This is a genomic window from Chryseobacterium hagamense (genome assembly GCF_007991455.1).
Taxonomy (GTDB): Bacteria; Bacteroidota; Bacteroidia; order Flavobacteriales; family Weeksellaceae; genus Chryseobacterium; species Chryseobacterium hagamense.
Genome location: NZ_BJYJ01000026.1, coordinates 22,262 through 35,888, shown reverse-complemented (window position 1 = coordinate 35,888; position 13,627 = coordinate 22,262). Strand labels below are relative to the sequence as shown.

The 13,627-nt window shown below is 45.3% G+C and carries 8 protein-coding genes; 7 read left to right on the top strand and 1 reads right to left on the bottom strand.

The genetic code is table 11. The features are described from left to right. The first annotated feature begins 76 nt into the window (after positions 1-76). Both CHA01nite_RS16830 and CHA01nite_RS16825 read left to right on the top strand, forming a co-directional pair. On the top strand, positions 77-1,063 hold the full coding sequence (locus CHA01nite_RS16830; RefSeq protein ID WP_146943492.1) for a polysaccharide deacetylase family protein: 987 nt from the start codon (positions 77-79) through the stop codon (positions 1,061-1,063). After that, a complete protein-coding gene (locus CHA01nite_RS16825; RefSeq protein ID WP_146943490.1) occupies positions 1,060-2,139 on the top strand; it encodes a GNAT family N-acetyltransferase in 1,080 nt (359 codons plus the stop codon). The genes CHA01nite_RS16830 and CHA01nite_RS16825 overlap by 4 nt, the downstream gene beginning before the upstream one ends. 30 nt (positions 2,140-2,169) lie before the next feature. On the opposite strand, the gene CHA01nite_RS16820 is transcribed toward CHA01nite_RS16825, so the two are convergent. Further along, complete coding sequence (locus tag CHA01nite_RS16820) at positions 2,170-5,037, bottom strand: M16 family metallopeptidase (RefSeq protein ID WP_146943488.1); 2,868 nt, start codon at positions 5,035-5,037, stop codon at positions 2,170-2,172. Between the two features lie 278 nt (positions 5,038-5,315). Between CHA01nite_RS16820 and CHA01nite_RS16815 the strand changes: the two genes are divergently transcribed. The 5 genes from CHA01nite_RS16815 to CHA01nite_RS16790 all read left to right on the top strand — a co-directional run bounded on the left by CHA01nite_RS16815 (position 5,316) and on the right by CHA01nite_RS16790 (position 13,425). Next, the gene (locus tag CHA01nite_RS16815; protein WP_146943486.1) at positions 5,316-6,641 is read left to right on the top strand and encodes a sigma-54-dependent transcriptional regulator; all 1,326 of its coding nucleotides are present in this window, start codon (positions 5,316-5,318) and stop codon (positions 6,639-6,641) included. 693 nt (positions 6,642-7,334) lie between these two features. Further along, positions 7,335-9,029, top strand: a complete 1,695-nt coding sequence (gene kdpA, locus CHA01nite_RS16805; RefSeq protein WP_146943484.1) for a potassium-transporting ATPase subunit KdpA — start codon at positions 7,335-7,337, stop codon at positions 9,027-9,029. Between the two features lie 76 nt (positions 9,030-9,105). After that, positions 9,106-11,145: a potassium-transporting ATPase subunit KdpB gene (kdpB, locus tag CHA01nite_RS16800; protein WP_146943482.1), complete on the top strand. Its 2,040-nt coding sequence runs from the start codon at positions 9,106-9,108 to the stop codon at positions 11,143-11,145. A 294-nt stretch (positions 11,146-11,439) separates the two neighbouring features. Further along, positions 11,440-11,988 (top strand): potassium-transporting ATPase subunit C, encoded by a 549-nt coding sequence (locus CHA01nite_RS16795; RefSeq protein WP_146943480.1) that lies wholly within the window; start codon positions 11,440-11,442, stop codon positions 11,986-11,988. Between the two features lie 351 nt (positions 11,989-12,339). Then, the gene (locus tag CHA01nite_RS16790; RefSeq protein WP_146943478.1) at positions 12,340-13,425 is read left to right on the top strand and encodes a porin; all 1,086 of its coding nucleotides are present in this window, start codon (positions 12,340-12,342) and stop codon (positions 13,423-13,425) included. Positions 13,426-13,627: the final 202 nt, after the last annotated feature.

Sequence of the window (13,627 nt, the reverse complement as noted above, 5' to 3'; positions counted from 1 at the left end):
TTAACTACGCTGTTTCAGAAAGAAGCTGTTGATTTATGCAGGATTTAACCGGATTCTTTTTAATTTTGAATCATCAATGAAAAAACACGTCATCAATTTTTTATCGGGATTCGAAAAAGAAAATATTGGGGAAACATTTCCCTTAGGCTATTGCCTGCCGGTCTACCACTGTGTTTCGGATGAAAGCCTGCCCCACCTTAAAAATATCATTCCGTATAAAAACACCAGGCAGTTTGTGCAGGACCTGGATTTCTTAGCCCGGCACTTCCAGTTTGTCAACTGGGATGAATTCAAAGAATTCGTCAACGGAAGTTTCCAACCCCAAAAAAAAATTGCCCTGCTGACTTTTGACGACGGTTTGAGGGAATTTTACGATACCGTGATGCCGATCCTGGAACGGAAAGGAATCTACGCCATTAATTTCATTAATCCGGCTTTCATTGACAATACCGGTCTGATGTTCCGGTGCAAGGCAAGTCTTCTGGCTGAAAAAGTAAAGTCAGACAAAAACATCCATCCTGATCTTTTCAGTATTCTGCCATCAAAAGAAGATCCCGTTCGGCAAATTTTAAAGACCGGTTATTTAAAACAGAGCCTTCTCAACCGGCTGGCAGAGCTTCTGGAAATTGATTTCAATGAATTTTTACGGAAGCATCAACCGTATATGACACTTGGTCAGCTAAAAGGTGCTGCACAAAAGGGATTCGGGATCTCTTCCCACAGCTGGGATCATCCTTTATACCATGAATTATCCGTCGGCAAGCAGCTGGAGACCACCGGCAAAACGTTTGGTTACCTGAAACAGCATGGTTTTTTGTATGAAAGTTTTGCTTTTCCTTTTACCGATTTCGGGGTGAAAAAAGATTTTTTTGATCAAATGTTTCAGAATGAAGAGGTTTTCTGTACGTTCGGATGTGCAGGCATCAAGCTCGACAGTGTGGAAAGGAACTTCCAGAGAATTCCCATGGAAAATGGTGAACCGGCCGAAACAATCCTGAAAAAAGAGATGGCTTATTTCAGATTAAAAAAGCTGCTGAATAAAAATAAAATCGAAAGGCTATGATCCGTCTGAAAACATTCAATAAAAAACAGCTTGAAGCATTTGTATCATCCGGCGATTACAAACAATATGATTTCCTTCCGATCACCCGCCACCGTGCCGTTTCCCATATCAGCAACCCGAAGGCAAACGAAGATCAGACGTTGCTTATTCTTGCTTTTGATGATGATAAATTAGCAGGTTACCTGGGCTGCTTTCCTGATCATTTTATGACGGACGGAAAAGCTTTCTGCTATGCCTGGCTCAGCACCCTGTTCATCAGCAACGAATTCCGAGGAAAAAAAATTGCCCAAAGCCTTTTGAATAAAGCTTTTAAAGAATATCAGGGAAATATTGCCATCACGGAATTTACGAAAGAAGCGGAAAGTTTATACAACAAAATCGGTGTTTTCCGGTACATAAAGCCCAAACACGGGAAAAAATATTATTTCAGGACGGATCTGGCGCAGATTATTCCGTCCAAAAAACCTCAGACAAAGCCTCTGAAGTCTATCTTCCGGCTGGCAGATTCGGTAATCAATACTTTAATTTCGGTAAAAAGCAGCTTCGTTCAAAACCCGGGATTCCGGTTTGAGATCCTGGATCAGGTTGATCAGGAAAGCAAAATTTTCCTCTCCAATTTTAAAAGCAACCGGAATGCGGAAGAGATCAACGGGATCATCAGCCATCCGTGGGTTCTGGAAGGCGGATCTCAAGATGAAAAGTACCTGTTTTCAAGCTATTCGGAGCAGTTCCGGTATTTCTGGATCAAAATTTTCAGTGAAAACAATGAGCTGGTTACCTGTTCGCTCCTGCTCTTACGGGATGGACATTTAAAAATCCCTTATGTATTTTCAAAAGCAGTACCGGACCGGTTGATCGATTTTCTCGGTTATTTTATCCTGAAAAATAAAGTGATTACACTGACCAGCTATCAGACTGACGTAAATCGCCGGATCGAAAATTCAAAGAAATTCCCGGCCATCCACAAACGGGATATCGAAAGAAGGTATATGTTCCACCGGGACCTCATCGCCCATCTTCCCGGATCCTTCGATCCCGGATTCCAGGACGGCGACGGCGACTGTGCAATGACGTAAAACAAAAGAGGCTTTTTCAAGCCTCTTTTTTTAATGTCCGAAAATATCCTTCAGACTTACTTCTTTAAAGGTTCCCATCTGGCCGACGGCTTCCCTGTTCAGGTTTTCTTTCTTCCCGATAATGGCGGTATTGAAATCTACCGGTTTGATGTAGTGTGTATAAAATGCTTTTAAATCCTCGAATTTCAGGCTTTCGATCTGATGGTAAATGTCTTTCCTGAAATCGTGGTGAATGTTCAGCTTTCTCAGTCTTAAGGTATTGAAGAAAATATTGGTTCTCGTTACCCGTTGGGAAGCGATCTGCTTCAGGGCCGAATTCCTTGCATTTTCAAACTGCACCGTTACTTCCGGCAGCTCGGCCATGAGTTCCGTCATGGTATCCACGGCAATCTGAAGCTTGTCCGGCTGTGTTCCCACGTAAGTCGTGATGTAATCGGGATGGTTGAGTTCAGAATTGGCCGCGTAGGAAACATACGCAGAATACGCCAGGCTCTTGCTCTCCCGGATTTCCTGGAAAACGATCGATGAAAGGCCGCGCCCGAAATATTCGTTAAAAACATTGATTTTTCCGAAGTTCTCCGGATTAACGTCTTTTCCTCTTCCCACTTTGCTCATTTCCATCTGCACCATATCGTAATCGGTAAAGTAGACATTCCCTCCGGTTTCCGGCTCAGGATACTTCCTGGGTTCCGGGATCCGAAGCGTTTCCGGCTCCGTATATTTGCCGATATAAGCCATGAAAGCTTCTGAATTCCGGCCGTAGAAAAAGATTTCATAAGGAAAGCTGAATAATTTTTTTACCCGGCCGGTAAACACCTCAACATGGCTGCTTTCAAGTTCTTCTTTTGAAATCACATCCGTAAAGCGCGAAAAGGCTCCCAGCTTCGTATAGTTTGTCAGGGCCGTCATAATCCTGCCTTTATCCTTCTTCATCGCTGCACGGTTTTCCAGCACGGTCTGCACGAAATCTCTGTAAATTTCCTGGTCGGGCTGTACCTCTTCCATCCAATGACGGAGCAGTGCAATGCCTGTTTCGATATTTTCTTCCAGTCCTGTTAAAGAAATCAGAAGCTGGTCGTTCGTGGTTTTGAAATCATTGGTTATCCCGATTTTAAAGAACTCCTTCTTCAGTTCTTCAGGAGCATACCGTTCTGTTCCCAGGTATTGCAACACCTGCATGGAAATTCCCAGATCACGGTCGTTATCGCTGCCGAAAGGGAAAATGAAGTGGACCTGGGCAATATCGTTGTACCTGTTTTTAACGAAGCTTATTTTTTTTCCTTTTACCGCATCGGTCTTAATTTCTTTCTGGTAATCGATAAATTCAGGCTGAATATCTTCCGTTTTCTCCGCCAGGATTTCCTTCAGGAACTCCGATTGGGCTTCGCGGTTTATTTTAACCGGCGTGATGCCCGGATTTTCCACCCGGATCAGTTTCTCGTTGATGCCTTTTTCTTTGTAAACGATAACATAATTATCTTTAAAAAATTCATTGGCAAAAGCCACCACATCCTCTTTTGTAAACTGTGCGTAGTCGTCCAGCTCATTCAGTTCCTGTTCCCAGGTTCTGCCTTTGATGTAGGTATCGTAAAGATTGGTGGCGAGTCCGTCCGCTGTTTCCAGGGACTTCATGCGCTGCACCCTGAAATCGTTGATGATGGCAGGAAGCATCCAATCCGGGAATTCCCCTTTTTTCACCAGTTCCACCTGTTCCAGTACCAGGTCTTTCGCCTCATCCAGCGTCTGGGTTTCTTTAGGAACGGCAACTATGGAAAAATAGCCGTACTCTTTCAGCCCTACCGAATACGCCTGTCCCCAAAGCAGTTTCTGGGTCTGGTTGATATTTAAATCCAGTAACCCCGCTTCACCCCTGTTGCTTAAAATATTGGCCACAATATCGGCCAGTATGGCTTCCCGGGTTCCGTAGCTTTCCGTTCTCCAGGCCAGCTGGACGCGCGGTGTCGTCGGGCTTTTTACCGTCCTTGTACTCATTCCGGTCAACGGCTGTTCCGCAACGGGTGTTTTCTCCGGCAGTTCCCGGTAAGGAATTGTCCCGAAATACCGGTCCACCAGCTGAATGGTTTCCTCAAAGTCAAGATCCCCTACCAGCACCATGGCGTAATTGTTGGGAACGTAATATTCATCAAAATATTTATGGATGGCCTTCATGGAAGGATTTTTCAGGTGCTCCGCTTTCCCAAGGGTGGTTTGCTGCCCGTTGGCGTGTGTCGGGAAAAGGGCATCCATCATTTCGTACTGTACCAGCCTCGAATCATTATCCTGTGCCCTGTTGAACTCTTCATAAACCGATTCCAGTTCCGTATGAAAAAGCCGCAACGTCAGTTCCGAAAAGCGTTCCTTTTCGATCTTCAGCCATTTCTCCAGCTCATTGTTCGGAACATTATTCTTGTAGACGGTTTCATCAAACCAGGTATGGGCATTGGTACCCGTAGCACCAAGTGACGAAATCGCCTTATCGTATTCATTCGCAATGGCATACTGGCTGGCTTCCTGGGAAACCTCATCGATTTTACGGTAAATATCTTTCTTTTTCTCCGGATCCTGTTCTGCTTTATGGGCTTCATATAAGTCTGAAATCCTGTTCAGCAGTTCGCTTTCCTTCTCCCAGTTCCGGGTTCCGAGCCTTGAAGTTCCTTTGAACATCATGTGCTCCAGATAATGCGCCAACCCGGTGTTATCGGCAGGGTCGTTGTTGCTTCCCGTTCTTACCGGGATGTAAGTCTGTATTCTCGGCGCGTCTGCATTTTGGGCAAGGAATACCTTTAATCCGTTTTTTAAAGTATAAATCCTTACTTTATTTTCGTCATGGGAAACTGTGATATATTCGTAATTGTTTTTATCTGTATGAATTTCTTCCTTAAATCTTTTTTCGATCATAAATTTCATTTTGCACCCTTACAATTCAGAGTGAATACAAAGGTAAGCAATCGTGAAATAAGAATGCCTGATTTCCTTATTATAACGTCTATAGTTTTGATTTATATTAAAATTAAATAACAGATTCCGCAGAGTTAAATGCTGCCTAAAAAAACGAAGGGATTCGGCAGAATCCAAACAATTCCGGTAAGCGAAGAACGCAATCTTTCCTTCTTGGATTTCTTCATCTGAATCCGGAATAAATTCGATAAGTTTGTACCGGTTTACAAAATCGCACCATGCACGGAAACATTCTGATCATCGATGACGAGATCAAGCTCCTGAAATTATTGGGGATGATCCTTTCCCAGGAAAATTTTAACGTCAAACAAGCCTCCACCGCCCGCTCGGCCCTGACGATGCTGGAACAGCACGACTTCGATATCGTCCTGAGCGATGTCCGGCTGCCCGATGCCTTCGGGGTTGACCTGGTAAAATCCATCAAGGCCAAATACCCGCATCTGGAAATTATCCTGATGACGGCTTTCGGGAATATCACCGATGCCGTTCAGGCCATGAAGAACGGAGCCTACGATTACCTGGTGAAGGGTGATGACAACGATAAAATTATTCCGCTGGCCTACAAAGCCATGGAAAAGGCGAAAGACAACCGCTCTAAAACCGTTCATAAAAGTACCGCTGCAAAGGGTTTTGAAAGCATTATCGGAAATTCCCCGCTGATCCTCCAGGCGAAAAGGCTGGCGGAAAAAGTAGCCTTAACGGATGCTACCGTCCTGCTGACCGGTGAAACGGGAACCGGAAAAGAAGTTTTTGCCAATGCCCTCCACGAAGGCAGCGACCGGAAAAAGAACAGCTTTGTTGCCATCAACTGCTCCGCCTTCAGCAAAGATATTCTCGAAAGCGAACTGTTCGGGCATAAAGCCGGGGCATTTACCGGAGCCGTCAAGGACAAAAAAGGACTGATTGAAGAAGCCGACGGCGGAACCCTGTTCCTGGACGAAATCGGTGAAATGCCAATTGAGCTGCAGGCCAAATTGCTGCGGGTCCTGGAAACCAGAGAATTTATCAAAATGGGAGAAACCAAAGTCTCCAGATCCGACTTCCGGCTGATCGCTGCCACCAACCGCGATCTGGAAGAAGAAATAAAACAGGGGCATTTCCGGGAAGACCTTTATTTCAGGCTCAATATTTTTGAAATCCGGCTTCCGGCACTCCGTGAACGAAAAGAAGACCTGAAAGCCCTGGCTAAAAATTTCGTGAACGTTTTCGCCCAAAAGCTTCATCTCGACTCTATTCAGGTAAGCCCGGATTATTATAAAACCCTGGAGAAAAATGACTGGAAAGGAAATATCCGTGAGTTGAGAAACACCGTAGAACGCAGCCTCATCCTGATGAACGGAAATATCCTGGATGCCGAAAGCCTTCCTCATTATTCCGAAAGAACACCGGCGGAAAAAGACTCCCTGAGCATCCGCTCCCTGGAAAAAGAACACATCCATAAAGTTCTGGAATATACCAAAGGCAACAAGGCGGAAGCTGCCCGGCTGCTTGAAATCGGGATTGCGACGCTGTACCGTAAGCTGGAAGAATACCATCTGAGATAGGATAAGGATAAGGTTGAGATTCTAAAAGGCATATATGATCTGTAGAAATCCGTGGAATCCGTAGAAAATTTTACCGCAAAAGTCACAGAAGATATTGATGCAGCTTAATAAAGTTAAATGTGATATGCTCAACAAGAACACAGAAGTTAAAAAAAACTTTGATTTTTACGTCCTGCTAATGAATGAAACGACGACCGGTGGCTGAACCGTGCCGAAGCCACTGTGATGGAATCTCAGCACTTTTTAATCTACCTATCCTCTCATTTTAATAACGGGCCTATCATTTTGATAGGCTTTTCTGTTTCCATACCCTTCCCCAATACAACACAACTATCTAATATTCAATAAATTAAATTAAAATTAATCCTATTGGACCTTTTTTTGGCATTACCGGTTCAGAATAAAATATTTAAAAATGACCATTCCAAAAAAAATGTCCCGCAAACCTGAGCACGCCAAACTGAGCCTGCTGATGAGGTCTTATGCAGTTTTCACTTTATTAACCCTAATTGTTGCGCTATGATGCTGACCGGTTTAATCGCACTGAGTGCCGCACTGTTCTGGATCTCGTATAAATCCGTTGATTTTTTTGATAAAATATAAAACCATGTGGAGTTTATTTTTCCTTTCCGTCCTTGCCTTCGGGTACATCTGCTACGTCCTGATAAAACCCGAAAAATTTTAACCTGAATCATGAATACAGAAATTTTAGGCCTTGTGGTCATGTTTGCTCTGACTTTGGTAATCGGTATTTTCCTCGGAAAATATATTGCTGATGTATACGGCTATAAAAAAACCTTTTTGGATAAAATTTTCCAGCCGGTTGAACATCTCATTTATAAGATTTCAGGCATCAACCCGGCTCAACAGATGACCTGGAAACAGAATATGTTTGCCATGCTGGCCATCAACCTGGTCTGGTTCATCCTTGGATTCTTCATCCTGATGAACCAGTCCTGGCTTCCCCTGAATCCCGACGGAAACCCGGATATGTCGCCGGACCTGGCCTTCAATACGGCTGTTTCGTTCCTGGTGAACTGTAACCTGCAGCATTATTCCGGTGAAACGGGCGTCAGCTATCTCAGCCAGCTGTATCTGATGTTCCTTCAGTTTGTAACGGCGGCTACGGGAATGGCGGCCATGGCTGTGCTGTTCAGAGCTTTTAAAGACAAAACCACCACAGAACTGGGGAATTTCTACGATTTTTTTACGAAATCCATAACCCGGATCCTCATCCCGATCAGCATTATCGTGGCTTTCATTCTCTCAGCCAACGGAAGCCCGATGACGTTTGAAGGCAAAGACCACATCACAACGCTGGAAGGGCAGAAAGCCGACGTTTCCAGAGGTCCGGCGGCGGCTTTCATTGCCATCAAACATTTAGGAACCAACGGAGGCGGATTTTTCGGAGCCAATTCGGCGCATCCGCTGGAGAACCCGAATTACCTGACGAATATGACGGAAATGGTGACCCAGATGATCATCCCTTTTGCCCTGGTGTTCGCGCTTGGATTTTATTTAAAGAAAAGAAAGCTTTCCTGGACCATCTTTACCGTGATGACCATCGGTTTCCTGGCCCTGACCGTTCCGAACGTTATTAACGAAACCAACGGGAATCCGCTGATTACCCAAATGGGCACCGACCCCCATCTTGGAGCCATGGAAGGTAAGGAAATCCGCTTCGGAAGTGCGGCCTCCGGTTACTGGAGCATTGCCACCACGGTGATTTCAACAGGTTCCGTAAATGCGATGCATGACAGTACGATGCCGCTTTCCGGGATGAACCAGCTGCTGGCCATGATGATCAACTGCTTTTACGGCGGCTGCGGCGTCGGGATCCTGAACTATTTTATCTTCATCATCCTGGCCGTATTCATGAGCGGACTGATGGTCGGAAGGACCCCGGAATTTTTAGGCAAGAAGATCGAAGCCAAAGAAATGAAGATTGCCATGATTGTGGCTTTGTTCCACCCGTTTTTAATTCTGGCAGGAACTGCTTTAACGGCTTATCTTCCTGAATTCGGGGCAAAGACCTTAAACAATCCCGGATTCCATGGCTTCAGCGAAATGCTGTACGAGTTCACTTCTTCTTCTGCCAACAACGGATCCGGATTTGAAGGGCTGGGCGACAACACCCCGTGGTGGAACATTTCCACCGGAATTGTCCTGCTGCTTTCCAGATTCATCCCGATCATCGGTCCTGTTGCCATCGCCGGACTGCTGGCCCAGAAAAAGTACATCCCGGAAAGTGCAGGAACCCTGAAAACGGATACCGCTACTTTCGGATTCATGACCCTGGCCGTCATTCTTCTGATTGCCGCACTTTCCTTCTTCCCGGCCCTTACGCTGGGACCGATTGCAGAACAATTACAGTATTTTTCAAAATAAATTAAAATAAGAAAACCGTTAAGATCTTTTTACATCCATCTTAAGGTTTCAGATAAAAATAAAATCATTCAAAGCAATGAAAAATCAATCACAGACATTGTTTCAGAAAGATCTGGTTAACGAAGCCATCCGACAGTCTTTCGTTAAGCTGAATCCGAAAATCATGTTTAAAAATCCGGTCATGTTCCTGGTGGAAATCGGAACGGCGGTGATGCTTACCGTAAGCCTCTTCAGTCTTACCGGAGACCGATCTCAGGGAAGCTTCGCTTATAATTTTCTGGTCTTCATCATTCTGTTTTTCACGGTCCTTTTCGCCAATTTTGCCGAAGCCATCGCCGAAGCAAGAGGAAAAGCCCAGGCCGATACACTGAGAAAGACGCGTGAGGAAACGCCGGCAAAAGTAATCACTGAAAACAGACAGGGGTTCCAAATCGAAACCGTCCTTAGAAAATCAGCCGACATGAAGCTTGGTGATATCTTCCTTTGCGAAGCCGGAGACCAGATCCCGATGGATGGGGAAATCATCGAAGGGCTGGCCACCATCGACGAATCGGCCATCACCGGTGAAAGCGCTCCCGTAATCCGGGAAGCCGGCGGTGACAAAAGTTCCGTGACCGGCGGTACCAAAGTCCTCTCCGACCGCATCAAAGTGAAAGTTACCACCCGCCCGGGAGAATCTTTCCTCGACAAGATGATTGCGCTGGTAGAAGGCGCGTCAAGACAGAAAACACCCAACGAAATCGCACTCACTATATTATTGGCCGGTTTTACGCTGACGTTCATCATCGTAACCGTTACCCTGAAACCTTTTGCAGATTATGCGCAGACGCCGATCACCATCGCAGCATTTATTTCACTTTTCGTTTGTCTGATCCCGACAACGATCGGCGGTCTGCTCTCTGCTATCGGAATTGCGGGAATGGACCGTGCCCTGAGGGCTAATGTGATCACCAAAAGCGGTAAAGCCGTAGAAACCGCCGGCGATATCGATGTTCTGCTATTGGATAAAACGGGAACGATCACGATCGGGAACCGTAAGGCCACGCAGTTTCACCCTTCCCATACGGTTGAGATAAACGACTTCATCAAAGCTTCTGCTCTGAGCTCAGTTGCCGATGAAACCCCGGAAGGAAAATCCATCATCGAACTCAGCCAGCTGAAATCCGAAGATCTATTGGTTCCCCATCCCACTTACATCGATTTCACGGCAGAAACCCGGACTTCAGGCATCGATTTTGAAAACACAAGAATCCGTAAAGGAGCGTATGATACGATTAAAAAACTGACGGAGAAAGCAGGAAATATTTTCCCGCAGGAAACCCAGGAAGCCGTCACCAAAATTTCCGAAAACGGAGGAACGCCGCTCGTAGTTTCCGTGAATGAGAAAGTATGGGGCGTGATCGAACTTCAGGACATCATCAAAACCGGGATCCAGGAACGTTTCCAGCGGCTCAGAAAGATGGGTGTGAAAACCGTGATGGTCACCGGTGACAATCCTTTAACCGCAAAATTCATTGCTGAAAAAGCCGGTGTGGACGATTTCATCGCCGAAGCGAAACCGGAAGACAAAATGAACTACATCAAAAAAGAACAGCAGGAAGGAAAACTGGTGGCGATGATGGGAGACGGAACTAATGACGCGCCCGCCCTTGCCCAGGCCGATGTGGGGGTCGCCATGAACAGCGGAACCCAGGCAGCCAAAGAAGCCGGAAATATGGTGGATCTGGATAACGATCCGACGAAACTGATCGAAATCGTGGAAATCGGGAAGCAGCTGCTGATGACCCGTGGAACACTGACTACCTTCAGTATTGCGAATGACGTTGCCAAGTATTTTGCCATCATCCCGGCATTGTTCATTACCTTCATCCCGGCTCTTCAGAAGCTGAATATCATGAACCTCCACAGCCCTGAATCTGCTATTTTATCAGCAATTATTTTTAATGCGATAATCATTCCGATCCTGATTCCGCTCGCTTTAAAGGGGGTTGCTTACAAACCGATCGGTGCCAGTGCCCTGTTAAGAAGAAACCTGCTGATTTACGGTTTAGGAGGGATTATCGCTCCGTTTATCGGCATCAAGCTTATTGATCTGGTGATCAGTCTGTTTTTTTAATAAAGCCGGAAGAGGGAGGCTGGGTGCCGGAAGTTTGATTGCATGCCGTTTAATTTAAAAGAGCTGGAAGAGGGATGCCGGATGCTGGAAGTTGATAATATGCCGTTTTAATTTATTAAAAGATAAAAGGCTTCCGCATCTCAATTATAACTGAAGTGGCTTCCATCATTCCGCTCCCAGCACCCATCCTTTAAAACTTAAGAATACCTGAAGTTGATAATGGAACTCCTTTAACACCCATCATCCCGCTTCCAGCTCCCATCCTTTCACCCACAACAACAAAAATTTACTCCAATGAAAAATTATATTTTATCCGCTTTTCGACTGACTTTGGTTATGCTGGTCATTGTCGGAATTTATTCAGGCATTGTCTATGCAGGGTCCAAAGTCTTACCGACTCAGGGAAATGCCGAAATCATCAACTATAAAGGGCAGAAGTTTTACGCCAACATCGGCCAGGAATTCAAATCCCCGGAATATTTCCACGGCCGCCCTTCTTCGGTAAATTACAACGCCGCCGGGAGTGCCGGGAGCAATAAAGGACCGAGTAATGAAGAGTACCTGCAAACGGTTCAGAAAAGGATCGACACCCTGAAAATGCAGAATCCTGAAATGCAGAATGTAAAAGTTCCCGTAGAGCTGGTGACCGCCAGCGGAAGCGGACTGGATCCTGACATCTCACCTGAAGGAGCCTTGTACCAGGCCAGAAGAATTTCGAAACAAAGAAATATCCCGTTGGATAAAATCGAAAACCTTATTGCCGGACAAACGGAAACCTCAGCTTTCGGTCCTTCAAAAGTGAATGTCCTGAAACTGAATATTGCACTGAACGAGTTGAAGTAAGTAGTTGCCGTATTTATTTTATAATCGATCTTGTCTTAAAGGTGAAAAGACTAAATATTTTAAGGCATTACCTAGCTGTTTTTTAACGCAAATTTTTCAATTGGCGAGGCATAATATGAGGAGGCAAAAAAAAAGATCAGCAGGCTGATCTGATGAAGCGCACATATTATTCCTTTGCTTCATCAGCAGCTTTGCCGCCCTGCTTTGCTCCCTTTAAAATATGCGGAAACAAGTATCAGCTTTTGCGTCAATTACCAATAGAACGGATCTGAAAAATAAACTTTTCAAACCATTTAAATTAATTTAAATTAATCCAATTATGTACAGTATTTGCTGTACTTCCATCAACCCATGAAAAAATATATAGTTGCCGCCATCCTGTGCGGGATTTTCTTCCCGAAGGCACAGTCGGCAGATTCCGTAAAAACGAATAACAAAATCACCTTTTCCGCTTATGCCGAAATATTTTATACCTATGATTTCAACGAACCGTCAAATCATATCCGCCAGAATTTCCTGTACTCATACAACCGCCATAATGAGGTGAACCTGAATCTCGGATTGATAAAAGGTTCTTATCAGGATGATCATTTCCGGGCCAACCTGGCTTTAATGGCCGGAACCTATGCCCAGGACAATATGGCGGCGGAGCAGGACGCCTTGCGTTACGTGAACGAAGCCAATATCGGCGTGAAGCTTTCCAAAACGAAAAACCTCTGGATCGATGCCGGGATCATGCCGTCGCACATCGGCTGGGAAAGCGCTATCGGGAAAGACAACATCAACCTGACCCGGAGCCTGGCTGCCGAAAATTCACCGTATTTTGAAACCGGCGCCAAGATTTCCTATACTTCGGATAACGGCAAATGGTTCCTGAGCGGACTGATACTCAACGGATGGCAGCGGATTGCCAAACCGGAAGGCAACCAGACCGTTTCCTTCGGCCATCAGCTGACCTATAAACCGAATGACAAAATTACCCTGAACAGCAGTTCCTTCATCGGAAACGATAAGGCAAAAGCCGAAAAAAGAATGCGCTATTTCCATGATCTTTTCGGAAGCTTCCAGCTGACGGATCGGTTTTCCACCACCATCGGATTTGATATCGGTGCCGAACAGAAAGAGAAAGGCAGCAAAAGCTACAACCTCTGGTATTCCCCGAATATCCTGTTGAAATACCAGCTGGACGACCGTTGGGCACTGGCCGGAAGACTTGAGTATTACAACGATAAAAACGGAGTGATCATCAGTACCAAAACCCCGAACGGATTTCAGACTTTCGGCTATTCCCTGAACGTGGATTATGCAGTTTCCAAAAACGTTGTGTTCCGTACGGAAGCGAGAAGTTTCAGTTCCAAGGATGCCATTTTCATGAAAAATGAGGCGCTTCAAAACAACAACTTTTTTATAACGACGAGTTTGGCGGCCTGGTTTTGATAGGCTGGATGATGGGTGCTGGATGCCGGAAGTCAATAACCGTATGTTTATTAAGCCACAAATTTCCAGAGGTGATTGCGTGACTTCGGTTCCGCTTAGCTAACCATTTCTTTAAAGCTGCTTTCTAAGAGCTTCCATCTCCCGGCACCTATCTTCCAGAATGTAATTCAATGAAAAAATTCCAACTCAAAAAAATAAAATC